General features: G+C 68.1%; 27 protein-coding genes and 1 riboswitch. Of the genes, 12 read left to right on the top strand and 15 right to left on the bottom strand.

All coding sequences use genetic code 11. From position 1 onward, the window contains the following. Window positions 1-13 precede the first annotated feature (13 nt). The 3 genes from FGL98_RS08695 to FGL98_RS08685 all read left to right on the top strand — a co-directional run bounded on the left by FGL98_RS08695 (window position 14) and on the right by FGL98_RS08685 (window position 1,602). Window positions 14-889, top strand: a complete 876-nt coding sequence (locus FGL98_RS08695; protein ID WP_146316365.1) for a PIG-L deacetylase family protein — start codon at window positions 14-16, stop codon at window positions 887-889. Window positions 890-973: 84 nt separating this feature from the next. Continuing rightward, the gene (locus FGL98_RS08690; protein WP_146316364.1) at window positions 974-1,288 is read left to right on the top strand and encodes a hypothetical protein; all 315 of its coding nucleotides are present in this window, start codon (window positions 974-976) and stop codon (window positions 1,286-1,288) included. After that, on the top strand, window positions 1,285-1,602 hold the full coding sequence (locus FGL98_RS08685) for a thioredoxin domain-containing protein (RefSeq protein WP_246136446.1): 318 nt from the start codon (window positions 1,285-1,287) through the stop codon (window positions 1,600-1,602). Before FGL98_RS08690 ends, FGL98_RS08685 begins: the two co-directional genes overlap by 4 nt. Before the next feature lie 100 nt (window positions 1,603-1,702). Here FGL98_RS08685 and FGL98_RS08680 read toward each other — a convergent pair whose 3' ends face one another. Beyond that, window positions 1,703-2,089 (bottom strand): VOC family protein, encoded by a 387-nt coding sequence (locus FGL98_RS08680; RefSeq protein ID WP_146316363.1) that lies wholly within the window; start codon window positions 2,087-2,089, stop codon window positions 1,703-1,705. A 92-nt stretch (window positions 2,090-2,181) separates the two neighbouring features. On the opposite strand from FGL98_RS08680, the gene FGL98_RS08675 reads away from it, so the two are divergent. Then, the gene (locus FGL98_RS08675; protein ID WP_146316362.1) at window positions 2,182-3,018 is read left to right on the top strand and encodes an aldo/keto reductase; all 837 of its coding nucleotides are present in this window, start codon (window positions 2,182-2,184) and stop codon (window positions 3,016-3,018) included. Between the two features lie 313 nt (window positions 3,019-3,331). Further along, window positions 3,332-4,069 (top strand): transglycosylase family protein, encoded by a 738-nt coding sequence (locus tag FGL98_RS08670; RefSeq protein WP_246136445.1) that lies wholly within the window; start codon window positions 3,332-3,334, stop codon window positions 4,067-4,069. Between the two features lie 65 nt (window positions 4,070-4,134). Here FGL98_RS08670 and FGL98_RS08665 read toward each other — a convergent pair whose 3' ends face one another. Together FGL98_RS08665 and FGL98_RS25790 are read right to left on the bottom strand one after the other, a co-directional pair. Next, window positions 4,135-5,298, bottom strand: coding sequence for a DUF2252 domain-containing protein (locus tag FGL98_RS08665; RefSeq protein WP_222432075.1), 1,164 nt, complete (start codon window positions 5,296-5,298; stop codon window positions 4,135-4,137). Window positions 5,299-5,363: 65 nt separating this feature from the next. Next, window positions 5,364-5,549, bottom strand: a complete 186-nt coding sequence (locus tag FGL98_RS25790) for a hypothetical protein (RefSeq protein ID WP_222432074.1) — start codon at window positions 5,547-5,549, stop codon at window positions 5,364-5,366. A 121-nt stretch (window positions 5,550-5,670) separates the two neighbouring features. Between FGL98_RS25790 and FGL98_RS08660 the strand changes: the two genes are divergently transcribed. From FGL98_RS08660 to FGL98_RS08650, 3 genes are all read left to right on the top strand, one after another. Beyond that, window positions 5,671-6,417 carry an MBL fold metallo-hydrolase gene (locus FGL98_RS08660; protein WP_146316360.1) on the top strand — a complete coding sequence of 249 codons (747 nt, stop codon included), beginning with the start codon at window positions 5,671-5,673 and terminating at the stop codon, window positions 6,415-6,417. 83 nt (window positions 6,418-6,500) lie between these two features. Beyond that, window positions 6,501-8,033 carry an AMP-binding protein gene (locus FGL98_RS08655; RefSeq protein WP_246136444.1) on the top strand — a complete coding sequence of 511 codons (1,533 nt, stop codon included), beginning with the start codon at window positions 6,501-6,503 and terminating at the stop codon, window positions 8,031-8,033. A gap of 81 nt (window positions 8,034-8,114) precedes the next feature. Continuing rightward, window positions 8,115-8,738 carry a phosphatase PAP2 family protein gene (locus tag FGL98_RS08650; RefSeq protein ID WP_146316359.1) on the top strand — a complete coding sequence of 208 codons (624 nt, stop codon included), beginning with the start codon at window positions 8,115-8,117 and terminating at the stop codon, window positions 8,736-8,738. Window positions 8,739-8,777: 39 nt separating this feature from the next. Here the strand turns inward: FGL98_RS08650 and FGL98_RS08645 are convergent, their stop codons facing one another. The 5 genes from FGL98_RS08645 to FGL98_RS08625 form a co-directional block, all read right to left on the bottom strand. Continuing rightward, window positions 8,778-9,761: a quinone oxidoreductase family protein gene (locus FGL98_RS08645; RefSeq protein ID WP_146316358.1), complete on the bottom strand. Its 984-nt coding sequence runs from the start codon at window positions 9,759-9,761 to the stop codon at window positions 8,778-8,780. Between the two features lie 174 nt (window positions 9,762-9,935). Continuing rightward, a complete protein-coding gene (locus tag FGL98_RS08640; RefSeq protein ID WP_146316357.1) occupies window positions 9,936-10,376 on the bottom strand; it encodes a YbjQ family protein in 441 nt (146 codons plus the stop codon). Window positions 10,377-10,428: 52 nt separating this feature from the next. After that, window positions 10,429-11,049: an L-threonylcarbamoyladenylate synthase gene (locus tag FGL98_RS08635; protein WP_146316356.1), complete on the bottom strand. Its 621-nt coding sequence runs from the start codon at window positions 11,047-11,049 to the stop codon at window positions 10,429-10,431. A gap of 135 nt (window positions 11,050-11,184) precedes the next feature. Beyond that, the gene (locus tag FGL98_RS08630) at window positions 11,185-11,724 is read right to left on the bottom strand and encodes a DUF1697 domain-containing protein (protein WP_186526060.1); all 540 of its coding nucleotides are present in this window, start codon (window positions 11,722-11,724) and stop codon (window positions 11,185-11,187) included. Window positions 11,725-11,737: 13 nt separating this feature from the next. Further along, complete coding sequence (locus tag FGL98_RS08625; protein ID WP_146316354.1) at window positions 11,738-12,166, bottom strand: OsmC family protein; 429 nt, start codon at window positions 12,164-12,166, stop codon at window positions 11,738-11,740. A 29-nt stretch (window positions 12,167-12,195) separates the two neighbouring features. On the opposite strand from FGL98_RS08625, the gene FGL98_RS08620 reads away from it, so the two are divergent. Further along, window positions 12,196-12,807 carry a histidine phosphatase family protein gene (locus FGL98_RS08620; protein ID WP_146316353.1) on the top strand — a complete coding sequence of 204 codons (612 nt, stop codon included), beginning with the start codon at window positions 12,196-12,198 and terminating at the stop codon, window positions 12,805-12,807. 5 nt (window positions 12,808-12,812) lie between these two features. On the opposite strand, the gene FGL98_RS08615 is transcribed toward FGL98_RS08620, so the two are convergent. Continuing rightward, a complete protein-coding gene (locus FGL98_RS08615; protein WP_146316352.1) occupies window positions 12,813-14,297 on the bottom strand; it encodes a glutamate-cysteine ligase family protein in 1,485 nt (494 codons plus the stop codon). A 103-nt stretch (window positions 14,298-14,400) separates the two neighbouring features. Here FGL98_RS08615 and FGL98_RS08610 point away from each other — a divergent pair, with 103 nt between their 5' ends. The 3 genes from FGL98_RS08610 (at window position 14,401) to FGL98_RS08600 (ending at window position 20,048) form a co-directional block, all read left to right on the top strand. Then, window positions 14,401-15,579, top strand: coding sequence for an exonuclease SbcCD subunit D (locus tag FGL98_RS08610; protein ID WP_146316351.1), 1,179 nt, complete (start codon window positions 14,401-14,403; stop codon window positions 15,577-15,579). Then, a complete protein-coding gene (locus tag FGL98_RS08605; RefSeq protein WP_146316350.1) occupies window positions 15,576-18,749 on the top strand; it encodes an AAA family ATPase in 3,174 nt (1,057 codons plus the stop codon). Before FGL98_RS08610 ends, FGL98_RS08605 begins: the two co-directional genes overlap by 4 nt. Window positions 18,750-18,830: 81 nt before the next feature. Beyond that, complete coding sequence (locus tag FGL98_RS08600; RefSeq protein ID WP_146316349.1) at window positions 18,831-20,048, top strand: pyridoxal phosphate-dependent aminotransferase; 1,218 nt, start codon at window positions 18,831-18,833, stop codon at window positions 20,046-20,048. A gap of 104 nt (window positions 20,049-20,152) precedes the next feature. Here FGL98_RS08600 and gcvP read toward each other — a convergent pair whose 3' ends face one another. From gcvP to gcvH, 6 genes are all read right to left on the bottom strand, one after another. After that, window positions 20,153-23,023 carry an aminomethyl-transferring glycine dehydrogenase gene (gene gcvP, locus FGL98_RS08595; protein ID WP_146316348.1) on the bottom strand — a complete coding sequence of 957 codons (2,871 nt, stop codon included), beginning with the start codon at window positions 23,021-23,023 and terminating at the stop codon, window positions 20,153-20,155. A gap of 72 nt (window positions 23,024-23,095) precedes the next feature. Next, window positions 23,096-23,183, bottom strand: a riboswitch (glycine riboswitch). 46 nt (window positions 23,184-23,229) lie between these two features. Next, window positions 23,230-23,817: a MerR family transcriptional regulator gene (locus FGL98_RS08590; protein ID WP_425460991.1), complete on the bottom strand. Its 588-nt coding sequence runs from the start codon at window positions 23,815-23,817 to the stop codon at window positions 23,230-23,232. 163 nt (window positions 23,818-23,980) lie between these two features. Next, window positions 23,981-24,502: a bifunctional nuclease family protein gene (locus tag FGL98_RS08585; RefSeq protein ID WP_146316347.1), complete on the bottom strand. Its 522-nt coding sequence runs from the start codon at window positions 24,500-24,502 to the stop codon at window positions 23,981-23,983. A gap of 9 nt (window positions 24,503-24,511) precedes the next feature. After that, window positions 24,512-25,162, bottom strand: a complete 651-nt coding sequence (gene ftsR / locus FGL98_RS08580; protein WP_146316346.1) for a transcriptional regulator FtsR — start codon at window positions 25,160-25,162, stop codon at window positions 24,512-24,514. 32 nt (window positions 25,163-25,194) lie between these two features. Continuing rightward, the gene (locus FGL98_RS08575) at window positions 25,195-25,662 is read right to left on the bottom strand and encodes an FHA domain-containing protein (RefSeq protein ID WP_146316345.1); all 468 of its coding nucleotides are present in this window, start codon (window positions 25,660-25,662) and stop codon (window positions 25,195-25,197) included. Between the two features lie 46 nt (window positions 25,663-25,708). Further along, window positions 25,709-26,098: a glycine cleavage system protein GcvH gene (gene gcvH, locus FGL98_RS08570; RefSeq protein WP_146316344.1), complete on the bottom strand. Its 390-nt coding sequence runs from the start codon at window positions 26,096-26,098 to the stop codon at window positions 25,709-25,711. Window positions 26,099-26,100: the final 2 nt, after the last annotated feature.

Genomic DNA, 26,100 nt, shown 5'->3' with positions numbered 1-26,100 from the left:
GAGGGATGCAGTCATGATCGATACCTTGCCCCAAGATCGTTCGGCTCGAGTGCTCGTCGTCGTGGCGCACCCCGACGACGAGACATTCGGCACCGGCTCGCTCCTGCTCCACCTCGCGGCAGCTGGCGTCACCACCGCCGTGTGCTGCGCAAGTCGGGGCGAGGCCGGAGAGGTGCGCGAGGGCGTCACAGTCCCGCCCGGAGGCCTGGCCGCGCTACGCGAGGCTGAACTGCGTGAAGCTGCAGACCTGCTCGGGGTGAGCGAGATTCACCTGCTCGACCTGGTCGACTCGGGTATGACGGGCGCTGCCCCGTCCGACTCGGTCACCGGTGTGCCCCTTCGCGAGCTGGTGCGCAGACTGTCCCAGGTCGTGCTCGGCTTCCGGCCCGACGCGCTCGTGACGCTCGACGGCCGTGACGGTCACCGCGATCACCTGCGCGTGCGCGATGCCGCAGAGCGGGTGGGCCAGGACCTCGGCATACCCACGTGGCTGCACTGCCTGCCCCGCCGCCTGATGCGCGAGTGGGCTCAGCTGCTCGCCGGTCGCGACCCGCACTCCCCCTATCTCGCGCTCGGAGAGCTGGGCACCCCGGACGAGACCATCACGATGCGCATCGACACGAGCTCGCACTACGAGCGACGGGCGCAGGCGATCGCCCTGCACCGCTCGCAGACCTCGCCGTACGAGGCACTGCCCGAAGAACTGCGCCGAGCCTTCCTCGCCGCCGAGCACATGGTCGCACCAACCGGTCGGACGCAGGCTTCGCCCCATGGCGCCAGAGACCCGGAGTCGATGGGCCACCATCACACCCGATCGGGTTGCTACTGGGTGCATCTCGAAGGACGTTGGTCCTGCGCCCTAGTGTCCGTCACACCCGCGGTCCGGTAAACGGCCGCCGGCCGCTACCGAAACCTGACGACGGTTTCGCGCCCGGCCTTCTCAGAGTTCGGGAGACCGCGCACACTGGAAAGCATGAGCACTGAGCCCGTTGTCGACCTCATCGATCCGCCCGGTGACGGGCGTATCCAGTGCTGGTGCTGTGGCACCGTCGATGCCCCCGACCGAATGGTCCACCTCGGCAACCACCCGGAGGTGCACCTGTGCCTGCGCTGCGCGCACTTCGTGCACAAGCAGGCGTGGGAGATCGAGGACGGCGGGAAGCGAGGCCCGGCGGTTCTGGCCCGAAGTCGGTTTCGTAGTCTCCGCGCCGGCGTGGTGCGTCGGGGCTGGCATCAGAACCGGTTCATCGGCGGCAAGCTCCGGTGGCTCGGCAGGTACCTCCCGTGACCATAGAGATCGAGCTGCTGGTCGTGCCGGACTGCCCGAATGAGACTGATGCTGCTGCACTGATCACGACCGCTGTGGCAGACGCCCGCGTGCTGGCCACCGTCACCCGCACGGTCATCGCCACCCCTGACCAGGCCCGGCAGCGCGGCTTTGTGGGCTCCCCGACGATCCTGCTCAACGGCTCCGACCCGTTCGCGCAGCCCGACGCCGTCGTCGCGCTGGCCTGCCGGTTGTACTCCACCCCAGACGGACTGCGAGGTGTCCCGACACTGTCGGACCTGCGCCAAGAGCTCCAACGGGTTGCCGCGGGCTGAGGCGCACCCACCCCAATCCGGCTGCCGCCTTCGCCATGTGTGAGTCTCTTCTGCGCAAGTTCGCCTGACAGATGCAGTTCGACAAAGGAGACTGCGTGGCTCACAGGTTGTAGGCCACCGCATGCTGTGGTTGGTAGACCAGGATCGTGCCGGCGCCCGGTAGCCGCATCGACAGGCCTCGACCAAATCCCATGTCCGTGATCTCACCGCTGAACTCCGCTCCCCTGTCGCGCAGCTCAGCGACAGTCACCTCGATGTCATCACACATCAGCGACAACTCGTGGTGCACGGGCTGCTCCCAGCGGGCGGCCCCTTCCCCACCCATCCTCGGATGCACCCCGACCTCGGATGCTCCGCTCTTGAAGATCAGCCAGTCGGGCGCCGACTTCTCATCCCTCGTGTAGTTCCAGCCGACGACGTCTCGTAGGAACGCGCGGGTCGCTTCCGGGTCTTCGGAGTAGACCAGCGTGTGCACTGAAGTGATCATGATCACGACGCTAGCAACGCCCATGCGTCGGCGAGGGAAGTTCGGCAGCACGGACACGCCGACGAGCGCGCTCGATCTTCTAAGTTGGAAACATGGCAGCTACAACACTGACCCTCAGCGACAGGTCGACCCTGCCTGCTGTCGGATTCGGCACCTACCCGCTCAGGGGTGCGGACGGAGTGGAGGCGATCACCGCAGCCATTGAGAACGGCTACCGACTGCTCGACACTGCGGTGAACTACGAGAACGAGGAGGAAGTCGGCGAGGCCATCCGGCGATCCGGCATACCGCGCCACGAGATCCAGGTGGCCAGCAAGATCCCCGGCCGCGATCACGCCTACGACGACGCGATCCGCTCGACGCATGAGTCGCTGGAACGGCTGGGCCTGGAGTATCTGGATCTGCATCTGATCCACTGGCCCAACCCGAGCCAGGACAAGTATGCGCAGGCCTGGAACGCCCTCGTGGACCTGCAGGCGCAGGGGTTGGTTCGCACCATCGGAGTGTGCAACTTCACCGTGGAGCACCTCGACCGGGTCGCGGACGAGAGCGGGGTGATGCCGACGATCAACCAGATCGAGCTGCACCCCTATTTTCCACAGGTGCAGATGCGCGAGGCCAACGCGTCGCGGGGAGTGCAGACGCAGGCGTGGAGCCCGCTGGGCAAGCGGCAGGCGCCGTTCGACGAGCCACCGGTGGCCACAGCGGCGCGGCGGCACGGGGTGTCCCCCGCCCAGGTGATCCTGCGCTGGCACGTCCAGATCGGCTCCCTGCCGATCCCCAAGTCGGCTACCCCGGAGCGGCAGCGTCAAAACCTGGATGTCTTCGGCTTCGAGCTCACCTCCGACGAGGTAGCAGCCATCACCGGGCTGGGCCGCGCAGACGGACGGCTCTTCGGAGGCGACCCGGATGTGCACGAGGAGATGTAGCTCCGCGGGCGGAGACGGTGCTCCTGTGGCGGAGGTGTCCGGCGGGTGGCATGTGGCTAGGTGAGCCCCCATTACGTGTGAGACACGTCACAATCTGCGAAATCTCGTAACGTTTGGGTCTCGGGCTGCGCTTATACCCATGACAACGCCGTCGCGCTCGGGCATAAACCAGGACTGCTCGAGTGCAGGTGAGCCGCTGAACGTCAGCTCGAGTTCACCACCCCCGCGCCCTCATGCCGCGGGGGATCCACGACAAGCAAGTGACCCACATCACCGGGCAACTGTGTGCTCCTCGCGAATGCGGGGTGCTGTCGTGCCGAGGATCCGACGAGAGGACATCCCCTTGCTCAACCGAATCAACAGCCGCACCCGTAAGGCCGCCCTGCTTGCTACCAGCACCGCTGCTGTCGCAGGACTGACCATGGGTGCCGCCGGCACCGCACACGCCGCCAGCGGTGGCGTGTGGGACCGTGTCGCGCAGTGCGAGTCCGGTGGCAACTGGAGCATCAACACCGGCAACGGTTTCTACGGTGGCCTGCAGTTCACCCTGCAGACCTGGCACGCCTTCGGTGGCTCCGGCATGCCGAACCAGGCCAGCCCCGCCCAGCAGATCGCCGTTGCGCAGCGCGTGCTCGCCTCCCAGGGCCCCGGCGCCTGGCCGGTGTGCTCCGTGAAGGCCGGCCTGACCGCAGGCAACGGTGGCGGCTCGGGCAGCTACAACCCCGCCCCGCAGCAGCCGGTGCAGCAGAAGTCGTACACCAAGCACACCACCACCGAGCACCACAACACGCAGCGCTCCTACACGCCGCGCCACTCGCAGCAGTCGACGTCGCGTTCCGAGCAGCGTCCGGCCGTGCAGCAGGCGCCGCGTCACCTCGCGCAGACCCCGCAGAGCAGCAAGACCATCACCGTCAAGTCCGGTGACACGCTCTCGAAGCTTGCGAAGAGCCACGGCATCTCCAACTGGAAGCAGCTGTGGATGGCCAACGTGAACAAGGTCAGCAACCCCAACCTGATCCTCGTCGGCCAGACCCTGCACCTGCCTGCCTGATCCGCTAGCACGCAGTAGAAGGAGGTCCTGGAGCAGCTTGCTCCAGGACCTCCTTCATGCGTGTCTCAGGCGCCGGTCACCGCACCCCGGGCCACGGCGTCGACAAAGGTCCGATGATCGGACTCGACCTGATCGGCATAGCGGTTCGCAAAACGGCTCATGGCCCGCTCCAGGGCGTCGGACCGGCCGATGTATCCGGCGATGAGCGACGCACCGCTCGAGCGGGCATGCCCCTTGGCAAGGAGCTGACCGCAGATGCCCGCGTAGTCCGCCATCGCGGAGGCGCCGAGGGCGTCAAGCGGCACGGACCCCTTCATATCGCGTAGCTGTCGCACGTAGTACTGCCGACCGGAGATCTGCGTCCAGCCGAGCAACGGGTCACTGACGGTCTGCAGCGCCTGCTGGTACTCGACCACGCGCTGGCCCTGGTTGTCATGGACCGCGGTTGCGCCGTGAATGTACTCACCGAGCACCGAGCGGCGGGCCTGTTTGAGCTGCAGGAAGATCACGTCCGAGGCGCTGCTGCCCTCGAGCAGGGCGACGTAGGCGCGTAGCCCGACACTGCCTACGCCGACGACCTTGTGGGCGACGTCCACGAGGGTGTAACCGCCGAGCAGTCGTCGCCAGTGCGGCGTCAGCGTCATCAGGTAGTCGTCGAGGCCGCACGCGAGACGCGCCTCGTCCCTGTCGCTGAGCCTGGTGATCAGCGGCGGCTCCTCGACGATCCGCCGCTGACCTCCCTCCGACCGAGTGAACCGTGGCAGCGCCCGGTCACTGGTGCGTTGCCGGGCACGCTGTGCGGCGCGCCGAAGCTGGGCGCGCAGCGACGGATCGGCGGCGGTGGTCTCGAGCCGGTCGAGATCGAGCCGCTCATACGACCTGGTCAGCAGCGGTTGCGTCGCCAGCCAGCGGACCGGCTGCTGGTAGCCCCTGGCGCACGCGGCCACCGCGTCGCCGCAGGTCTGCTCGGTCGCACCATTGCTTCGACCCGCGACCCACACGCTCGCAGCCAGGCGGCGCAAGTCCCACTCCCAGCCCCCGGGGTGTGCCTCGTCGAAGTCGTTCAGGTCGAGGACCAGGTCGCGTTCGGGTGACGCATAGAACCCGAAGTTCCCGAAGTGCGCGTCCCCGCAGATGATGGGCTGTATCCCGGTCCGCGGCAGACCGGCCAGGTCCGCAGCCATGACCACGGCGGTCCCCCGCAGGAATCCGTAGGGCGACGTCGCCATGCGCTCGACCCGGGTGGGGATGAGCCAGGTCAGCCGCCCCTGGTGAGACCGGTTGATCCGGTCGATCAGGCCACCGGGGTCCCTGCGGGCTGCCAGTCCCCCAGCGACTCGCGAGGCACGCTCAAGCGCAGGCGCCGCCCCGTGTCATACCGGGCCTCCCGTGACTCGGACACGCGGCGCAGTGACGCGTACGGGTGACTCGGTGCCGATGCCAGGACGTTGAGATGCGTCGGACCCGGTTCGTCGGACATCTGGCGACCTCCTTCGTCGTACGTGGTGAACGGCCTCTTTCACGGCCCTGCCGATGCCTGACCGGCACAACCATCCCACGGTCGTTGTGGCGTCGCGGCACGATGCCCTAGCGTGCAGCGTATGCAGGTTGCCGACGACGTCTTCAGCTTCGCCGGCACCGACGTCAACTTCGTGCTGTGGCGAGACCGGAGCGAGCTGACCCTGGTGGACAGCGGCTACCCCGGAGACCTCGACGCTGTCGAAGCCGCCGTACACTCCCTCCACCGTCGCCTGGAGGACGTGCGCGCGATCCTGATCACGCACGCCCACATCGACCACCTCGGCGCGGCGATCCGGTTGCACGAGCGCGTCGGCGCTCCCCTGCTGCTCGGCTCGACGGAGGTGGCGCATGCCCGACGCGACTACCTGGAGCAGCTCACGCCGCTGCGCCTGACTGCCAACCTCTGGCGACCCGGGATGATCGCGTGGACCAGCCGGATCGTGCGCGCCGGTGCGATGCACGATGCGCCCGCACCCGCCGCGCAGGCCTTCGACACCGATGGTCCGCTCGACGTGCCCGGCCGCCCCGTGCCGGTGGCCACGCCGGGACACACCTCCGGCCACACGGCATACCAGCTGCCGTCCGTGGGCGTGGTGATCACCGGGGACGCCCTGGTCACCGGGCATCCGTTGAGCCGGCACGTGGGGCCTCAGCTGCTGCCGCGTTTCTTCAACCACGACGAGCATCGAACACTGAGTGCGCTGGACGCGCTGGAGGGCCTTGACGCGGACTGCGTCGTGCCAGGTCACGGAGCAGTGCATCGCGGGCCGGTTCGAGACGCCGTGGACCGCGCTCGCGCACATGCCGCGTCTGGGCACCGGCCGTGACGCGGCGGGATCGCACGGCATACGGCTGACAAGCGGGCCGTTGTCCGATGTAATCGAAGTCAGACGAGGACCCCTGGAGGTGCATGGTGTACTACCCGCTCACTGTTCGCGACTTTCTCGATCGTGCCGAGCAGGTCTATCCGGACCGCATCGGTGTCGTCGACGAGCCGGACCAGCCCGCGCCGAGCATCGGCGCGCTGACCTACCGCCGGCTGGCCGCGAACGCTCGCGCGCAGGCGGCCCGGCTGGACCGGCTGGGCGTGCCGGCCGGTGGCCGGGTGGCCGTGATCTCGCACAACTCGGCGCGACTGCTCACCTCGTTCTTCGGCGTCAGCGCCTGGGGCCGCATCCTGGTGCCGGTCAACTTCCGGCTGGCGCAGCCCGAGGTGGACTACATCATTCGGCAGTCCGGGGCCGAGGTCGTGTATGCCGATCCGTCCCTGAAGGACGTGCTGGCCAAGGTGGATGCGCCGCACAAGTTCCTCCTGGGTGATGACGACGATCTCTACCTACCCGACACCGAACCGCGGCCCTGGGACGATCCCGATGAGGGCGCGACCGCGACGATCAACTACACCTCGGGGACCACGGCCCGGCCCAAGGGCGTGCAGCTGACGCATCGCAGCCTGTGGCTGAATGCCACGGTGTTCGGCCTGCACTCCGGTCTCAGCGACCGGGACGTCTATCTGCACACCCTGCCGATGTTCCACGCGAACGGCTGGGGCATGCCGTATGCCGTGACCGGGCTGGGCGGGCAGCACATCGTCCTGCGTCAGGTCGACGGCACCGAGATCCTGCGCCGCGTCGAGCGGCACGGAGTCACCGTCATGTGCGCCGCCCCCGCCGTGGTGAACGCGGCGCTCGATGCAGCCGCGAAGTGGGACGGCGAGATCCCCGGCCGTGACAAGGTCCGCATCATCGTGGCCGGAGCGCCCCCACCCTCACGCACCATCCAGCGCGTCATGGACGAGCTGGGCTGGGAGTTCATCCAGATCTACGGGCTCACCGAGACGGCGCCGCTGATGACGGTCAATCGCCTTCGAGCAGAGTGGGATGGGCTTCCCAGCATCGAGCAGGCACATCGCCTGATGCGTGCCGGCGCCCCGGCGCTCGGCGTGCGCGTCGAGGCCGATCGGTCCGGCGAGGTCATCACGGCCTCCAACCACAACCTGCACGGATACTGGCAACAGCCCGAGGAGACCGCCCGAGCGCAGGAAGGAAACTGGTTCCATACGGGCGACGGTGGTTACGTCGACGACGACGGCTATCTCGTGATCTCCGACCGCAAGAAGGACGTGATCATCTCCGGTGGCGAGAACGTCTCCTCGATCGAGGTCGAGGACGCCCTGATGTCGCACGACGCCGTGCGCGAGGTCGCCGTCATCGGCATACCCGATGAGAAGTGGGGCGAGCTGGTGACCGGGCTGGTCGTCCGCGCCGACGACCAGGTCACGGCGGAAGACCTCATCGCGCACTGCCGCGCGCACCTGGCGGGGTATAAATGCCCCAAACGGGTCGAGTTCGTCGACGAGCTGCCGCGCACGGCGACCGGCAAGCTGCAGAAGTTCAAGCTACGGGAGCCCTACTGGGCCGGCCACGACCGGCAGGTCCACTGATCAGGGGCTCCTCAGGATCCGCTCAGGCGGGGCTGGTTGCCTCGTCCTTCAGCACACCATGAATGAGAGGCTCTCGCAGCGATGCAACACGAGGCACTACACCTGCCTGCCTACAACGGTTCGCACATCGACGGCTCGATCTTCACCGACGTCACCAACTTTGCCCGCCACACCCAGTGGCTGAACCGTGCCGCCGAGGACTGGACCACCTACAGCATCGGCGTGTTCATCATCCTGCTGCTGGTCGGCTGGTGGATCTCCCGGCGCAAGGACACGGCCACCATGACGGCGGCGCTGGTCGCCCCGATCGCGGTGCTGGTCGCGTTCCTGGTCACCGAGATCATCAAGTCGCAGATTGCAGAGCTGCGGCCGTGCCGCTCAATGCCGCATGCCTTCATCATCGAATCGTGCCCTGCGCCGACCGACTACGCAATGCCCAGCGGGCACACCACGTTTGCTGTCGCGACCGCGATTGCGCTGCTGATCGTGAACCGCAAGCTGGGAATGCTCACGCTGCTCCTCGCGATCCTCGAAGGAGTCAGCCGGGTCTACGTCGGGGCGCACTATCCGCACGACGTCGTCGCCGCCTTCATCGTCGCGATCGTGGTCGTCATCCCGGTCAGCCTCATCCTCCGGCGCCTCCTGGTCGGACTCGTCGGCTGGTTGCGGCGGGGTCCCCTGCGACCGCTGCTGCTGGCTGCCTGACCCGCGACCTCAGGTCATCGATCGGCTGGGCCAACCTCGTCAAGGCACGAGGATCAGCTTGCCCGTCGTCGCCCGCCCCTCGAGCGCCTCGTAGGCTCGCGCCGCCTGCTCCAGCGGGTAGGAACCACTGATCTGGACCTTCAGCGTCCCGTCACGCAGCGCGCCGAGGATCTCACCGGCCCGCCAGGTGAGCTCATCACGGTCCAAGAGGTAGGAGCCCAGAGTCGGGCGGGTGACGAAGAGCGAACCGTGCTTGTTGAGGTCCTGCAGGTCGAACGGCGGCACCTGGCCGCTCGCACCGCCGAAGAGCACCAGCATTCCTCGGGGGCGCAGCGACTTCAGCGACGCGTCGAAGGTCGTCTTGCCGACACCGTCGTAGGCGACGTCGACGCCACGGCCGGCCACCCGACGTACCTCCTGCGCGAGGTCGTCCGTCCGCCCCTCGAACTCGCGGTAGTTGATGAGGTGCGTGGCCCCGAGGGCTCGTGCCGTCTGGAGCTTTTCGTCACTTCCGGCCGTTGCGACAACCTCCGCCCCCTGTGCGGTGATCAGCTGAACCAGCAGCTGCCCCACTCCCCCAGCGGCGGCATGCACGAGCGCGATCTGGCCCTTCTGGACCGGCCAGGTGGACCGCATCAGGTAGTGCGCCGTCATGCCCTGCAGCATCGCGGCGGCAGCCAGCTCGAGGTCCAGTCCGTCGGGCACCGGAACGACCGCTGCGGCGGGCACATTGACGACCTCCGCTGCGCTGCCCGACGCCTGACCCCACGCGACACGGTCGCCCTCGGCGAACCCGTCGACGTCGGCGCCGACGGCTTCGACAGTGCCTGCACCCTCTTCGCCGAGCACGAACGGGGTCTGCTGCGGATAGACGCCCTGTCGCTTGTAGACATCGATGAAGTTGACGCCGACGGCGCCCACGCGCACCTGCACCTCTGCGGCCGAGGGCGCGTCGAGATCGCGGTCTCGCACCTCGAGCACGGAACGGTCTCCAGGGGCAGTGACAAACAGTGCTCGACTCATGCGTGCAGTCTACGAGCCCGGCGTCGGAACGAGGATGGTCACCGTCCCGGGGCGCATCGGTGTTGGGCAAAACCCGCGCAATAGCGTCACTTTTCGCCAACAGCGCCGGGACGGGTAGTCGGGTGTTGGGCGAATCTCACGCGATGGCGAGACTTTCGCCCAACACCCGCCGCGTCACTGCTGCGAAGGCTGTCCCGGGAGCTGCTGGCCCTGAGGGTCCCGCCCACTTCCGGGAGAATACGGCTGCTGGACCTGCTGCGCTCCTGGCCCGCCCGGCGCTCCCGGTCCGCCCTGCTGGAGCGGTTCGATTGCCACGGCGGTGCCGTAGGCGCACACCTCGATGCCGGTGCCGCCATACTCCGTGGTCTCGAATCGGAAGGCGGCAACGCCGTTGGCGCCGCGGTTCTGTGCCTCGGTCGCCAGCCGGTGCAGCGCCTCCTGGCGGCACTCGGTGAGCAGGTGGGTGATGCCCTTCATCTCGCCGCCGGCCATGGCCTTGAAGCCGGCACCGATGTTGGAGCCGATGTTGCGAGACCGCACGGTCAGGCCGAAGACCTCACCGTAGGTGCCGAGGATCCGGAAACCGGGGATGTCAGGTGTGGTCACGATGATCATGGGGCACAGCCTATGCAGACGACACCTTCGATCCGGCGGCAACGCTCCGGATCTACTCGAACGGAGTCGGATCGCCCGCGCCGACACGCACGATCTCTGGGACGCCGCCGGAGAAGTCGATGACGGTTGTGGGCTCGAGTCCGCACTCACCCGAGTCGATCACGGCATCGACCTGATGGTCGAGCTCGTCCTTGATCTGCCACCCGTCGGTCAGCGGCTCGTCGTGGTCGGGAAGCAACAGCGTGCTCGACAGCAGCGGCTCCCCCAGCTGCTCCAGCAGCACGCGGACCACCGGGTGATCGACGATCCGCACGCCGACCGTGCGCTTCTTGGGCTGCATCAGCCGCCGCGGCACCTCGGAGGTGGCGGGCAGGATGAAGGTGTACTGCCCCGGGGTTGCCGCCTTGATCGCGCGGAACACGCTGTTGTCGATCTGGACCAGCTGGCCGAGCTGAGCGAAGTCGCGGCATACGAGGGTGAAGTGGTGCTTGTCGTTCAGGTGCCGGATGCGCACGATGCGGTCCTTGCCCTCGGCGTTGCCCAGCATGCAGCCGAGCGCGAAGCACGAGTCGGTCGGGTAGGCGATCAGCCCGCCGTCGCGGAGCAGGTCCACCACTTGCGCGATGCGGCGCGACTGGGGGTCCTTGGGGTGCACGTCGACGTACCTGGCCATGGCCACACCGTAGCGCCCGAAGTGACTGAACTCGGCGTCTCGGGTCCTCGCGAAGTATCGGTGGTGCCTCCGCTGGCACGCCGGCTTCGGCCAGCGGGGGACGAGGGACGGGCGGAGAACTTCGTGCGGTGACCTCTATGCACCCCAGCGGGCCGCCAGCTCTCGAACCACCTTGATGTCGCGGGTGGTTGCCACCACGCCGAGCCGCTCGAGGCGAGCGTTGCTCATCTTGGCCTGATGGGTGGGCATCCCCAGCCACCAGTAGATCTCACCGACGTCGCCGTGCAGGCGCTCTCCGGGGCGGCGCCACTCGTTGCAGAAGGCCAGCTGTTCGGGCGTGAGCGATTCTGCGGTCATCGTCACGTACCGGCGCTCGGTCTCTGTGATCTCGCTCGGATCCAAGGGCGAGGTGAGCGTCTCGGCATACTCGGCAATCTCGCGGAGGCGCGCTGGGGTGCGCACGATGCACGGGACGGGGAATCCGAACTCGGCCTCGATCACCTCCTCCAGCCGGGTGCGCACCCGGACGACGCTGCGCATCGATGACGACACCTTGACGTTGCCGCTCTGGATGTAGGTCTCCACATCCTGGAACCCGTCCTCGACGAGCACCTCGCGCAGCCGCGACATCTTGACCCAACGAGGGCGCACGTTGACGGCTCGAAGGAAGGCCACGTATGCGGGCACCTCAGTCCGCGAGCCGCATCGAGACGTCCGTCGGCAGAAGGACCGTGCGACTGACCGTGCACAGGCGTTCGTGCGACTGGCGCACGGCATCCGGCAGCACCTTGCGCGCCTTGTCGCCGGCCTCCCCCTCGGGGAACCGGACAGTGAAGACCACCTCGATCGGCCCCATGTGATTGCCCTGGTCGTCGCGGATCTTGTCACCGCCGGCGGCCACCGTGAAGGTGTCCGGTTCGGCCCGACGCGCGGTGATGATGTCGGTGTCGATCGCCGAGCAGCCCGCGATCGCGGTGAGCAGCAGCTCGACCGGGGTGAACTGGTCGTCGTCGCCGCTGCCGAACGAAAGAGTGCCACCCCGGACGTTGGTCGCGGTGAACTTTCCGGCGCTGTCGCGTATGAGGTTGATCTCACGGTAGGAGTCCTGTGTCGTCATGGCCCAAGACTGCCACTACCGTGTCCCCCGTGAGCCTCAACCAGCACCGCAACAGCCTCGTCCTCATCCGGCACGGGGAGACCGAGTGGTCCCGCACCGGACTTCATACGGGCACGACGGACCTGCCGCTGCTGCCCGAGGGTGAGGCCTGCGCACGGCGGGCGGGCGACCTGATCGCGGGTATGAACATCGTCGCGGCATTCAGCTCGCCATTGCAGCGTGCCCGGCGCACGGCCGAGCTGGCCGGGCTGTCCGACGTCCAAATCGACGATGACCTGCGGGAATGGGACTACGGCGGCTACGAGGGCCTCAGCACCAACCAGATCCGCGCGGATCTCGGCCACGAGTGGGAGATCTTCACCGACGGCGTGGTGCCCGGGAAGACGCCGGGTGAGACCGTCGAGGACGTTGCCGCCCGCGTCAGCCATGTGGTCGCACGCGCTACCCCGCTGCTCGAGAAGGGGCACGTGGCGCTGGTGGCGCACGGACACTCGCTGCGGATCCTCGCCTCGGTGTTCCTTCGGCAGGAGACGCGATTCGGGGCCCAGGTGATGATGGATGCGGGCGCGATCTCACTGCTCAGCTACTACCACGGCAAGCCGTGCATCAACGTCTGGAACCGGCAGACCCGAGAGGACTGAGCCGGCTACTTCGGCAGCTCCCAGGTGTGCACCGGCTCGTTCGAGTGCATGCCTTCCAGGTAGCGCTCGAGCATCCCGCTGAGGGCTGCCCGCCGATCCATCCCGCGCGCCTCCAGCGTGTTCACGCAGGCGATCTGCCACGACGCACCGTTCACGCCGCTGCGGCAGCGTTCCTCGAGCGTGCCGAGGTACCGGTCGCAGACATCCTCCGCGACGCCCCAGCGACGCAGACCCTCGTGCGCCAGCGGAAGCAGGTGACGCAGCACCAGTTCGTCGGCGGAGACCTCGCCGAACCCGGGCCAGTAGACCGACGCATCGATGCCTCGGCGAGCGCAGGATGTGAAGTTGGACTCTGCCGCGGCGAAGCTCATGCGGGTCCAGACCGGCCGGTCGTCCTCGGCCAGCATGCGCACCACGCCGTAGTAGAACGCCGAGTTGGCCATGGTGTCCACGATGGTCGGGCCGGCGGGCAGCACTCGGTTCTCCACCCGCAGATGCGGTCGGCCGTCCACGATGTCGTAGATCGGGCGGTTCCACCGGTAGACCGTGCCGTTGTGCAGCCGCAGCTCGGACAGGCGGGGTGCCTGGCCGGCCTCGAAGAGCGCGACCGGGTCCTCGTCAGTGGTCACCGGCAGCAGCGCCGGGAAGTAGCGCACGTTCTCCTCGAACAGGTCGAAGATCGAGGTGATCCAGCGTTCGCCGAACCACACTCGGGGCCGAACGCCCTGGTTCTTCAGCTCGATCGACCGGGTGTCGGTCGCCTGTTGGAAGATCTCGATGCGGTTCTCGTGCCACAGCTGCTTGCCGAAGAAGTAGGGCGAGTTGGCGCCGACCGCAAGCTGGATGCCGCTGACGGCCTGCGCGGCGTTCCAGTGGCTGGCGAACATCGTCGGCTGCACCTGCAGGTGCAGCTGCACCGAGGTGCACGCGGACTCGGGGGCGATCGAGTCGGCATACATCGCCAGCCGCTCCCCCGTCTGCCCTTCGACGTCGATGAAGAGGTCCTCGCCGCGGGCGGTGAAGATCGCCTCGTTGAGCGCGGCGTAGCGGTCATTGGCGCTCATCCACTCCGTGGTGAAGTGCTCGGGCAGCAACGTCGGCAAGATGCCGATCTGCACCATGTGTGCGCCGGCCTCGTTCGCGAGCTTCTCGGCACGGTTCAGGCTGGTCCGCAGATCCTTCTCGAGCGCGATCGCGGAGTCACCGGGCATCGTGCGAGGGCTCACGTTGAGCTCGATGTTGTACTGCCCGAGCTCGGTCTGGTAGTCCGAGTCCGCGATCCGCTCGAGTACGGCCGCATTGCTCATCGTCGGCTGCATGTGGTCGTCGACCAGGTTCAGCTCGATCTCCATACCCGTCAGCTGCCGGTCGAACTCGAAGCTGTGCGTATTGAGCATGCGCTCGAAGACATCGAGGTCCTGGCGAACCTTTTCGCGGTAGCGCTGCCGCTGCTCGCGGGTATACGACGTACCGACAACGTCTTCGCCCATGGCATGTCTCCTTCTTCCACTGCCCACCTTACGGATCAACCATGTCGCGGCACGCCGTTTCGGCTCACAGACCTTGTCGGTGCTTCCTTCTAGTGTTGCTCGTATGCGGATGATTCATACATCGGACTGGCACCTGGGCCGGGGCTTTCACGGCGTCGGGCTGCTCGATGCGCAGGCCGCCTACCTGGACCACCTCGTCGAGGTGGTCCAGGCCGAGGGGATCGACGCGGTTTTGGTCTCGGGTGACATCTACGACCGTGCGCTGCCCGCACCGGACACGGTGGCGCTGCTGGACGACGCGCTGACCCGACTGATGGACGCCGGCGCGACGGTCGTGCTCTCCAGCGGCAACCACGACTCGGCCGTCCGCCTCGGCTTCGGTGCGCGGGTGCTGGCGAAGGCGGGACTGCACATCCGCACGGACCTGGCCGCCATCGGCGTCCCAGTGGATCTGGGTGACGCGGTGATCTATCCGCTGCCGTATCTCGAGCCTGCGCTGTCCGCCGAGGCGCTGGGTGCCGACGAAGCGACGCACGCCTCGGTGCTGCGCGCCGCCATGGGGCGGGTTCGCGCCGACGCCCGCGACCGCGGCGTGCCCACCGTGGTGGTGGCGCACGCGTTTGTCACCGGCGCGACGACGTCGGAGTCCGAACGAGACATCAGCGTCGGCGGGGTTGCCGCGGTGCCCACCGAGGTCTTCGCGGGGGTGGACTACGCGGCCCTCGGGCATCTGCACGGGCCGCAGGAGGTCGACCCCGGCATTCGCTACAGCGGGTCACCGGTTGCCATGTCCTTCAGCGAAACCGGCCATCAGAAGAGTTCGGTGCTCCTGACGGTCGATGGTGGCAAGGTGCGGTGCGAGACGATCGCCGCGCCCGTGCGTCGGCACCTCGCGCGCCTGCGTGGCACCCTGGACGATCTCCTTGCGGACGTCACGCTGAAGGACGCCGAAGACGCCTGGTGCCAGGTGACCCTCACCGACGCGGTGCGGCCGCTGGGCGCGATGGAGCGAGTGCGTCGACGGTTCCCGCACACCCTGCAACTCGAGTTCGAGCAGCAGGTCGTGGATCTGACCGGCAGCAGCTACACGGCTCGCGTCAAGGACAAGTCCGACATCGAGCTGTGCTGTGACTTCCTGGACCATGTGCGAGGTGGTCACCCGGCCACGGACGACGAGCGCGGCGCGCTGCGCGGCGCGCTCGAGGGATCTCGGGTGGGGCGGGCCGGCCAGGACGACGAGGGTGGCGCCCGGGCAGGCGCCGAGCAGGAAGGTGCCGCATGAGAGTCCATCGGTTGAGCCTGCAGGCATTCGGCCCGTATGCCGGCCAGGAAGTGGTCGACTTCGACGCGTTGAGCGCGCATGGGCTGCATCTGATCCATGGCGCGACCGGTGCGGGCAAGACCAGCATCCTGGATGCCATCTGCTTTGCCCTCTACGGGCGGATTCCCGGTGCGCGCACCGGTCAACGGGAGACTCTGGTCAGCGACCACGCATCCCCCGGTGTGCGCCCGGAGGTGGTCCTGGAGTTCACCGTCTCCGGCCGCCGGCTGCGCATCGAGCGCTCACCCGAGCACACCGCAGCCAAGAAGCGGGGCACCGGCACGACCACGCGGCAGGCGAAGGTCCTGCTGGAGGAACGCCGAGATGGACGCTGGCACGTACTGGGCACCCGCCTCGATGAGGTCGGCGCACTGATCACCGACCTGTTGGGCATGCAGATCGACCAGTTCGCCCAGGTGGTGCTGCTCCCGCAGGGCGAGTTCGCGCACTTTCTGCGGGCTCGGCCCGAGGAGCGCAGCGAGGTGCTGCGCCGGCTCTTCGACATCAGCCGGTTCAGTGACGCCGAGGCGTATCTGATCGACCGGCGCAAGGTGCTGCGCGCGGCCGTCGACGACTCCCAGGGGCAGCTGCGCAGTCACCTCGCGCGAGCCGAGGAGGCGATGTCCGAGATAGAGGTCGACCTCGGACACGACGTCTGGCTGGAGGCGCCGGCCGGTGAGCTGCCCGCGCTGGTCGAGGAGGCAGTCCGGACGCTGAACGTGCAGGTGACGCAGGCGATGGCCGAGTCCGATGCGGCATCGCAGGCAGTTGATCAGGCACATGGTGCGCAGGCCGCGGGGATCACCACGGCCCGGCTGCAGGCTCAGACGCAGGAGGCCGCGGGCGTCGTGGCCGCGTTTGCCGACGCTGCCGACGACCGGCGCGCCCGAGTCGAGCGGCTCGATGCTGCTCGCAGGGCCGAGCTCATCGCACCGCACCGCGCGGCGGGCGAACGCCGTCAACGTGCCGTGGACACCGCCGCCACCGCGGTGCGAAGGGCGGTGGAGACGGCAGCTGAGCACCTTCCGGGGGTCGGCGTCGACGGCCTGGGCGACGCCGTCAGCCGACCCGTCATCGATGATCTGCTCGACCGTCTGCGGCTCGGTGAGCGAGCCCTGCAGGCCGCGGGTTCGCTCGCCGACCGGGTCGAGCTGCTCGCTCAACGTCTGGCGACCCACCGGCGGAATGCGGCCGGTGCGCAGGCACAGCTGACGGCGTGCGTCGAACGGCGCGACGCCCTGGTTGCGGAGATCGCCGAGGTGGCGAGCACGCTAGAGCAGCGAGTCTCCTGCGCGGCAACGACACCGCGAGCACAGCGGGCCCTCGAGCTCGTTGAGACTGCGGCGCAGGCCGTTGCTGACGGCGATCGCTGGCTGACGCTCCGAGAGGCAGCGACGGACGCCGCACGGATTGCGGCTTCGCACTACGCGACGCTGGAGCAGCGGGTGATCACCCTTCGAACCCATCGGCTGAGCGGGATCGCTGCCGAGCTGGGTGCCCAGCTGGCGGAGGGCGCCCCCTGCGCAGTGTGCGGATCGACCGACCACCCACATCCCGCGCAGCCCTCGGCGGACTCCGTGACGGCGGAGGACATTGCCACGGCCGAGACTGCGGCCCGAGACGCCGCGGACGCGCTGACCGAGCATCGTCAGGAGATCGCGCGAGCCACGGCGCATCAAGAGGCTGCCCTGGCCGTGCGGGGCAGCGCGCTGCACGCCCTCGGCGACGCGGCGCGGGAGCCCGATGAGGTCCCGATGCACGACGCCGATGACGCAGCACTGCCCGAACTGCTGGAGCAGCGCATGCGTCGAGCCCGGGTCGAGCTGCGAGAGGGGCAGCAGGCACAGGCCGACGTCGACCGGATCCGGAGCGAGCAGGTCGCGCGGAAGGGCGCGCTCGCCGACACCGAGGACCTGGTCCGGGCGGCGCGAGACGCGAGCGCGGCGGCGCAGGCGGCGGCCAGCACGACATCCGACGACCTCGCGGAGTCGCAGGACCGGCTGAGCGCGGTGCTCGGCGAGCACTCGAGGTGCTGTGCGTGCCCGAACGATCCGGATGCCGAACGACTGCCGACCGGCCTCGAAGGCTGCGCAGAGGCGCTCGTCGCTCAGGCGCGGGCACGGCTGGAAACACACGAGATCCATCAACGGGCCGTCGAGGCCCTGGCCGCCGCCGGCCTGACGCTGGACGCGGCCGAACGCGAGCTGAAGAGGGCCGAGGACGAGCTGTCGTCCGCTCTGGCGCGGCAGGGGTTCGACACCTTGAGCCAGGCCGGTGACGCAGAGCTGGCGCCCGCGGAGCGGGAGGTCCTGCAGTCCGCGCTGGACGTCGAGCAGGAGGCGCACGCGAAAGCGCGAGGTGTGCTCGAGATGCCCGACGCGCAGGCCGCTGCCGCCCGGCCGACACCGGACCTGGCGGCACTCGCGGAAGCCGTGACGCAGGCGAAGCACCTGGCCCGGCAGCTGCAAGGGCGGGCCGCGGCGGCGGAACGTGCGCACCGAAGTCTGGAAAATCTGCATACCCGCGTCAACGCCACCCTGCGGGACAGCGCGTCGGACCGGCGCGAGCTGGAAGTTCTTGACCCCCTGACGGATTCGGTCATCGGCGCAGGAGACAACCTGCTGCGGATGAGGCTGACCTCGTATGTGTTGGCGGCGCGGCTCGAGGCGGTGACGGCCCTGGCCAACGAGAAGCTGCACGTCATGACGGGCGGGCGCTATCGACTGGAACACACCGACGACCTGGCGCGCGGCGGCATGAGGAGCGGTCTTGGTCTGCGCGTGCGCGATGCCTGGACCGGCAAGTCGCGCGACACGGCGACCCTCTCCGGCGGTGAGTCCTTCATGGCGTCGCTCGCGCTGGCGCTGGGTCTGGGGGACGCGGTTCTGCACGACGCCGGAGGGCGTGAGCTGCAGACCCTGTTCGTCGACGAGGGTTTCGGGTCACTCGACGAGGAGAGCCTGGAGCAGGTGATGGAGGTGCTCGACGCGCTACGCGCCGGTGGCCGTGCCGTGGGCATCGTGAGTCACGTGCGGGAGCTGCAGGACCGCATACCCGCTCAGATCTTGGTCCACAAGACCGCGCAGGGATCGACCATCGACGTGGTCAGCCCGATGGACCAGGTGGCGTGACCGGATCGCCACGGGTGACACCCGGTGCTGCCCGGCCGGCCATACCGCGTGATCGCGCCGGGATGTGTCACTCTTAGGGACGTGCGTCCGATCAAGCAGTCCCACAAGTTGGCGAACGTCCGGTATGACGTGCGGGGACCGATCCTCGTCGAGGCCGAGCGGATGGAGGCCGAGGGCCACCGCATCCTGAAGCTCAACATCGGTAATCCCGCCCCGTTCGGGTTCGAGGCGCCCGAGGCGATCCTGCAGGACATGGTGCATCACCTCCCGCACGCCCAGGGGTACAGCGACTCGCGCGGGATCTTCTCCGCACGCACGGCAGTGGCGCACTACTACCAGGGCGATGGTCTGGACCACGTGAAGGTCGACGACGTCTACATCGGTAACGGCGTCAGCGAGATGATCTCGCTGGTGCTCCAGGCCTTCCTCGACAACGGCGACGAGATCCTCGTACCGGCACCCGACTACCCGCTGTGGACCGCGTCGGTCTCGTTGTCCGGCGGGATTCCGGTGCACTATCGGTGCGACGAGCTCAATGAGTGGAATCCGGACCTGAGCGACCTCGAGTCGAAGATCTCGGACCGCACCCGGGCGATCGTGGTGATCAACCCCAACAACCCGACGGGTGCCGTCTACTCTCCGGAGACGCTGAGCGCCATCGCCGACATTGCCCGCAAGCATGATCTGGTCCTGATGTCCGACGAGATCTACGAGAAGATCCTCTACGAGGACGCAACTCACCTCCACACCGCCTCGTACGCCGGTGATGACGTGTTCTGCCTCACGTTCAGCGGGCTGTCGAAGGCCTACCGGGTTGCCGGATTCCGCAGCGGCTGGGTCGTGGCGACCGGCCCGCGATATCGCGCCACCGACTTCCTCGAGGGTCTTACCCTGCTGTCGAACATGCGCATGTGTGCGAACGTTCCGGCGCAGCACGCGATTCAGACGGCGCTCGGCGGTCACCAGTCGATCAATGAGCTGGTTCTGCCCGGCGGCCGGCTCCTCGAGCAGCGGGATCTCGCGCACTCGATGCTGAACGCGATACCCGGGGTGTCCTGCGTGAAGCCGCGCGGCGCGCTCTACTGCTTCCCGCGGTTGAACCCGGAGGTGTACAAGATCGAGGACGACCAGGAGTTCGTGCTCGACCTGCTGCGGGAGACTCGAATCCTCGTCACGCACGGCACCGGGTTCAACTGGGACGCATCCGACCACTTCCGCCTGGTGACCCTCCCCTGCGTCGACGATCTCACCGAGGCTCTCGGCCGGATCGGCGACTACCTCGCCACCCTGCGTGACTAACCCCGACCAACTCCCTCCGATAATGCACTTTGGCTCCAAAGGCGCAGGTATACCTGCGCCTTTGGAGCCAAAGTGCACAACTCGAGGAGGCGCCGGCCGGCGGGTCAGCTCTCGAACGCCTCCGGCGGCGGGCAGGAGCAGATCAGGTTCCGGTCGCCCTTCGCACCGTCGACGCGGCGCACCGGTGACCAGTACTTGCGCAGCGGGTCGACACCGACCGGATAGGCCGCCTGCTCGCGGGTGTACGGGTGGTCCCACTGCCCGACCAGCGAGTATGCCGTGTGCGGCGCGCCGCGCAGCACACTGTCCGCGACGTCGACGCCTCCGTCGATGACCTCCTGGATCTCCCCGCGGATGGCGATCATCGCGTCGCAGAAACGGTCCAGCTCCTCCAGGCTCTCGGACTCGGTCGGCTCGATCATGAACGTGCCGGCGACCGGGAACGACATGGTCGGTGCGTGGAAGCCGTAGTCGATCAGCCGTTTGGCGACATCGTCCACCGTCACGCCGGACACCTTGGTCAGGTCCCGCAGATCGATGATGCACTCGTGCGCAACCAGACCGTCCTCACCGGAGTACAGCACCGGGTAGTGCTCGTCCAGCCGGGTTGCCAGGTAGTTCGCCGAAAGGATCGCGGTCTCGGTGGCGCGGGTCAGGCCGGCACCGCCCATGAGGCGCACGTAGGCCCAGGAGATCGGCAGGATGGAGGCGGACCCGAAGGGTGCGGCACTGATCGGGCCGACGCCGGTGTCGGGACCGGCTTCCGCAGAGAACGGGTGGTTCGGCAGGTAGGGAGCCAGGTGGCTGCGCACCCCGATGGGTCCGACGCCCGGACCGCCACCGCCGTGCGGGATGCAGAACGTCTTGTGCAGGTTCAGGTGGGACACATCCCCGCCGAACTGGCCCGGCTGCGCCATACCGACCAGCGCGTTGAGGTTGGCGCCGTCGAGGTAGACCTGCCCACCGGCGTGGTGCACGAGATCGCACAGCTCGCTGATCGTGTCCTCGAAGACGCCGTGCGTCGATGGGTAGGTCACCATGATCGCCGCGAGCGTCGTGTTGTGCTGGGTGACCTTGGCGCGCAGATCATCCAGGTCGATCTCGCCGCTCGGGGCGGTCTTGACCACCACGACCTTCATGCCCGCCATCACCGCACTGGCGGCGTTCGTGCCATGGGCCGAGGCGGGGATCAGACAGACGTTGCGGTCCGACTCTCCATTGGCCTGGTGGTAGGCGTGGATGGCCAGCAGCCCGGCCAGCTCGCCCTGGGAGCCGGCGTTCGGCTGCAGGGAGACCGAGTCATATCCGGTGATCGCACACAACCACTGCTCGAGGTCGGCGATCACCTCGCGGATGCCCTCGGTCTGGTCGGCAGGGGCGAACGGGTGCAGGTTGGCGAACTCGGGCCAGGTGACGGCCTCCATCTCGGTGGTCGCGTTCAGCTTCATCGTGCACGAGCCGAGCGGGATCATGCCGCGGTCCAGCGCATAGTCCCGGTCGGCCAGGGTGCGCAGGTAGCGCAGCATGGCCGTCTCGCTGTGATGGCTGTTGAAGACGGGGTGGGTCAAGAAGGCGCTCGTCCGGTGCAGGTCCTCGGGCCAGCTCGGCTCTCCGTCGGTCGCGATGACCGGGCCGGCTCCGAACGCCGACGCGACCAGGTCCAGCTGCGCACCGGTCGTGGTCTCATCGACGCTGACCGACACGTGGTTCGCGTCGACGCGCCAGATGTTCACGCCGCGGTCTAGGGCCGCCGCCACGACCGCGTCCGCCTGACCGGGCACAACCGCCTTGACCGTGTCGAAGAACGCCTCGGTGGCCAACGTGACCCCGGCATCTTGGAGCGCGCGCGCCAGCCCGGAGGCCTTGCCGTGCACCTCGTGCGCGATCCCGGACAGGCCTCGCGGGCCGTGCCACACGGCATACATCGAGGCCATCACGGCCAGCAGAACCTGCGCGGTGCAGATGTTGGAGGTGGCCTTCTCGCGGCGGATGTGCTGCTCACGGGTCTGCAGTGCAAGGCGGTAGGCCGGCGCGCCGTCGGCGTCGACGCTCACTCCGACCAGGCGCCCCGGAAGGGTTCGTTCCAGTCCCTTGCGCACACTCATGTAGCCGGCGTGCGGGCCGCCGAACCCCATCGGCACCCCGAACCGTTGGGTGGTGCCGACCGCAACGTCGGCGCCCCACTCGGCCGGGGGCGTCAGCAGGGTCAGTGCCAGCAGATCGGCGGCGACCGTGACCAGGGCGCCCTCGTCGTGCGCGGCGGTGGTGAGCCTGGACCAGTCGCTGATGCCTCCGTCGGCGCCCGGGTACTGCACGACGACACCGAAGATGGGCCGGCCACCGGTCGCCTCGGTCAGCGCGGACTCGTCCAGCGCCGCACGCAGATCCGCGACGACGACCTCGAGGCCGAGCGGCAGCGCCCGCGTCTGCGTGACGGCGATCGACTGGGGCATCACCTGATGGTCGACCAGGAGCACCGCGTCGGCGGGTGCCTTGCTGCTGCGACGCATCAAGGTCATCGCCTCGGCAACCGCGGTGGCCTCGTCGAGCAACGACGCACCGGCGGTCGGCAGCCCGGTCAGGTCGCTGACCATCGTCTGGAAGTTGAGCAGTGCCTCGAGTCGCCCCTGGGAGATCTCCGGCTGGTACGGGGTGTAGGCGGTGTACCACGCCGGGTTCTCCAGGATGTTGCGCCGCACGACCGGCGGGGTGTGCGTGCCGTAGTAGCCCAGCCCGATCATCGAGGTGAGGACCTGGTTGCGGGCGGCCTTGGCGGCCAGCTCGTCGATCACGGCGGGCTCCGAGGGGGCCGCCTTCAGATCGAGCTCGGCGGCGGCGCGAATCCCCGCGGGGAGGGCGCGCTCGACCAGCGCGGCGGTGCTCGGCTGGCCGACGGCCTTGAGCATGGTGGTCACGTCGGCATCGGTGGGACCGATGTGGCGGCGGACGAAATCGGGCGACGAAACCTGCGTCATGTCACTTCCTTGGGCGCGGGACGACAGTGCGTCTCCCCCTCTGTCGGCGCACCTGCGCGCTTTCAGAGTTGCCTCATCCAAGTGGTCCGGGCGCCTGAGAGGTTCTGGGGAGAATTGCCCCTTCGGCGTTCCACCGTGGGAACTCTCCCACTCGGCATCGCTAGCCCCACAAATCTAGCATTCCCGCAGAGTGCATCGGCACGGTGTCAACCGGCGTTGCGACGCTCCCGCATGGCTCGCAGCTCATCGCCCGGATGGGCCGCGGGTGTGTCGCTCTCCGCGCGCTCGCTCGGCAGCTCGCTGAGTGAGCCCTCGACCTCACGCCAGACGGACCCCAACGCGATACCGAACACCCCCTGGCCGCCCCGCATCAGATCGATGACCTGGTCATCGGAGGTGCACTCGTAGACGCTAGCGCCATCGGACATCAAGGTGATTCCAGCGAGCTCGGTCACACCGTGGTCGCGCAGCGCGCCGACCGCGACGCGAATCTGCTGCAGGGAGACGCCGGTGTCCAGCAGCCGCTTGACCACCTTGAGCACCAGGATGTCGCGGAAGCTGTAGAGCCGCTGATGCCCCGAACCGGAGGGGTTGCGCACGGACGGCTCGAGCAGGCCGGTGCGAGCCCAGTAGTCGAGCTGTCGGTACGTGACGCCGGCGGCGCGACAGGCAGCCGGACCGCGATAGCCGACGGCATCGGTCATCGCCTGGGGCAGCTCGGTGACAAAGAGCGCTTCCTGCAGGGGCGCCGGGGCACTCGAGCGCTTCGGTTGCGCCTCACCGGTGGTGACCACGGCTACCTCCAAGACCTGGGCCGACGGCCCGTGTGTGACGGGCGGCAGGAAATTCTGCCGCACTCTGAAAGGTATGCGGGCGGGCACCCGTCGTCAACGACCACAGGCCAGTTCGCCCGGCGTGTCGCGGCCGCGGATCGCACGATAACTGTAAAGTTTACGTTCATGGTTGACCGGGGCCGGCAGCTGGGTTCCCGGGCGCCGAGTCGGGATCATCGGGGTCGATCACGAAGTCATCGGCCGACACGTGGTCCAAAAACTCCCGGAAACGCTCGACCTCGTCCTCCTCCTCGACCGGAACCGCGACACCGACCGCGTCGAGCACCTGGTCATCCACGTAGATGGACACGTGGGCCCGCAGCGCGATCGCGATCGCATCGGATGAACGGGAGCTGATCCGCTGCTCACCGTCCATCACCAGCTCGGCGTAGAAGATGTTCTCCTCCATCTTGGTGATCACCACACTGGACAGGGTGTGCCCGAGCCCGGTGATCACGTTGACCAGCAGGTCATGGGTCATGGGCCTCGGCGGGGCAATCTCCTGCTGGGCGTAGGCGATGGCGGTCGCCTCGGGTGCGCCGATCCAGATGGGCACATACCGCTCGCCGCCTCGTTCGCGCAGCAACACGATGGGCTTGTTGGTGGGCATCTCGACGCGAACGCCCATCACCTCGACTTCCTTCACCCCTCCACGCTACCCCGACCTGGCGCCGGCGCGCACCAGCGCAAGGTGAAGGGCGAGGCACTGGCGCAGAACGTCCGCGCGAGCGGCCGTCCCGGGGGCGGAGGAGAGCTGGTCGAGCAGGCCGATCTCGCGGTCGGCCGCCAGCCGAAACGGGCGAAGATGACGTGCCTGAAGGCCGTAGGTCATCAGGACACCGGCCGCGCGGGCGACCTGCAGGTCTTGGCCGTCGTAGTAGCCGTCGCCACCGGTGTGGATGAGGCCGAAGGAGTCCAGGTCGGCAATGACCGGCCGCTCGACCCCGGCGGCATCGGCGAGCTCGACCGCGGTCAGTCGCAGCGCCCGGGCCGGCCGATCGATGTCGGCGGTGCTGGGCAGGTCCGGGTCGTCGGCCGCGGCAGGTGCCTTCGGGCGGGCGCCGGGCGCCTCAGCGGGCGGTTCCAGGCCCCGGTCGTAGGCGTCGAGTGCCTCGCGGATCACCTTCAGGGGCCAGAACCGGTCCCGCTGACAGGCCAGGACGAAGCGCAGCCGCTCCACGTCGCGCGCGGAGTAGCGCCGGTATCCCGACGGGGTGCGGCCCGGGGACACCAGCCCCTGCGCGTCAAGAAACCGCACCTTGGAGATGGTGAGGTCCGGAAACTCCTCCTGGAGCTGCGAGAGCACCACGCCGATGGTGCGTCCACGCTCCACCGCGGTCACGACGTGCCGGGCGCGCCGTAGTAGACCAGCCGGAACTTGCCGACCATGACCTCGTCACCCGTCCGCAGGGACGCGGAGTCGGTCAGGGTGCCGTTCACGTAGGTGCCGTTGAGGGAGCCGACGTCCTGCACGTCATAGCTTGCGTTGGTCCGACGGAACACGGCGTGCCGCCGCGAGACCGTCACGTCATCCAGGAAAATGTCACTCTCTGGATGGCGTCCACTGCTCACCTCCTCGTCGTCGAGGAGGAACCGGGCGCCGGCGTTGGGGCCACGCAACACAATGAGCAATGCGGTCCCGGGACGCAGCGCATCAACCGTTGCCTGGTCAGCGCTTGAGAGCCTGACCTCGCTCGCGGTGACCCGCTCGGGAGCTGCTGGTGCATCGAAGGCAGGTATGCGCGCTGTTGTCGCGTCACCCGCGGCGTAGTCCGGCTGGTTGCCGGGCTGCCCGTGATCAGTCATTTTCACCACACTAGGGGATTGAGGCGAAAGTCGCCTGCCGATTCGCTCAGTTGAGCGAGGACTTATATGTTTCAACGTCTTTCAGGGCTTCCAACGCAGACGCGTCGGCAACCCTCAGCTCGTACATCCACCCCTGGCCGTAGCAGTCGGAGTTGACCAGCTCGGGAGTGCTGTCCAACTGCTCGTTGACTGCCGTCACCTCACCTGCCAGGGGGGCATAGAGGTCGCTGACCGACTTGGTCGACTCGACCTCACCGCAGGAGTCGCCGGCAGACAGCATGTCGCCGACTGCGGGCAGGCTCACGTAGACCACGTCGCCGAGCGCGTCTTGGGCGAATGCCGTGATCCCGATGCGCACCACACCACTGCCCTGGTCACCGACCCACTCATGGTCCTCGGTGTAGCGCAGGTTGGCCGGGTACTCGAGCTCGCTCATGG

The organism is Leekyejoonella antrihumi (assembly GCF_007845645.1).
Classification (GTDB): Bacteria; Actinomycetota; Actinomycetes; order Actinomycetales; family Dermatophilaceae; genus Leekyejoonella; species Leekyejoonella antrihumi.
The sequence above is the reverse complement of the archived record's forward strand: the minus strand, read 5'-3'. Positions and strand labels throughout refer to the sequence as shown.

Coding starts and splice junctions, on each gene's coding strand:
- FGL98_RS08695 (WP_146316365.1), top strand. CDS start 14: ATGATCGATACCTTGCCCCAAGATCGTTCGGCTCGAGTGCTCGTCGTC.
- FGL98_RS08690 (WP_146316364.1), top strand. CDS start 974: ATGAGCACTGAGCCCGTTGTCGACCTCATCGATCCGCCCGGTGACGGG.
- FGL98_RS08680 (WP_146316363.1), bottom strand. CDS start 2,089: ATGATCACTTCAGTGCACACGCTGGTCTACTCCGAAGACCCGGAAGCG.
- FGL98_RS08675 (WP_146316362.1), top strand. CDS start 2,182: ATGGCAGCTACAACACTGACCCTCAGCGACAGGTCGACCCTGCCTGCT.
- FGL98_RS08665 (WP_222432075.1), bottom strand. CDS start 5,298: ATGGCGACGTCGCCCTACGGATTCCTGCGGGGGACCGCCGTGGTCATG.
- FGL98_RS25790 (WP_222432074.1), bottom strand. CDS start 5,549: ATGTCCGACGAACCGGGTCCGACGCATCTCAACGTCCTGGCATCGGCA.
- FGL98_RS08660 (WP_146316360.1), top strand. CDS start 5,671: ATGCAGGTTGCCGACGACGTCTTCAGCTTCGCCGGCACCGACGTCAAC.
- FGL98_RS08655 (WP_246136444.1), top strand. CDS start 6,501: ATGGTGTACTACCCGCTCACTGTTCGCGACTTTCTCGATCGTGCCGAG.
- FGL98_RS08650 (WP_146316359.1), top strand. CDS start 8,115: ATGCAACACGAGGCACTACACCTGCCTGCCTACAACGGTTCGCACATC.
- FGL98_RS08645 (WP_146316358.1), bottom strand. CDS start 9,761: ATGAGTCGAGCACTGTTTGTCACTGCCCCTGGAGACCGTTCCGTGCTC.
- FGL98_RS08640 (WP_146316357.1), bottom strand. CDS start 10,376: ATGATCATCGTGACCACACCTGACATCCCCGGTTTCCGGATCCTCGGC.
- FGL98_RS08635 (WP_146316356.1), bottom strand. CDS start 11,049: ATGGCCAGGTACGTCGACGTGCACCCCAAGGACCCCCAGTCGCGCCGC.
- FGL98_RS08625 (WP_146316354.1), bottom strand. CDS start 12,166: ATGACGACACAGGACTCCTACCGTGAGATCAACCTCATACGCGACAGC.
- FGL98_RS08615 (WP_146316352.1), bottom strand. CDS start 14,297: ATGGGCGAAGACGTTGTCGGTACGTCGTATACCCGCGAGCAGCGGCAG.
- FGL98_RS08610 (WP_146316351.1), top strand. CDS start 14,401: ATGCGGATGATTCATACATCGGACTGGCACCTGGGCCGGGGCTTTCAC.
- FGL98_RS08605 (WP_146316350.1), top strand. CDS start 15,576: ATGAGAGTCCATCGGTTGAGCCTGCAGGCATTCGGCCCGTATGCCGGC.
- gcvP (WP_146316348.1), bottom strand. CDS start 23,023: ATGACGCAGGTTTCGTCGCCCGATTTCGTCCGCCGCCACATCGGTCCC.
- FGL98_RS08575 (WP_146316345.1), bottom strand. CDS start 25,662: ATGACTGATCACGGGCAGCCCGGCAACCAGCCGGACTACGCCGCGGGT.
- gcvH (WP_146316344.1), bottom strand. CDS start 26,098: ATGAGCGAGCTCGAGTACCCGGCCAACCTGCGCTACACCGAGGACCAT.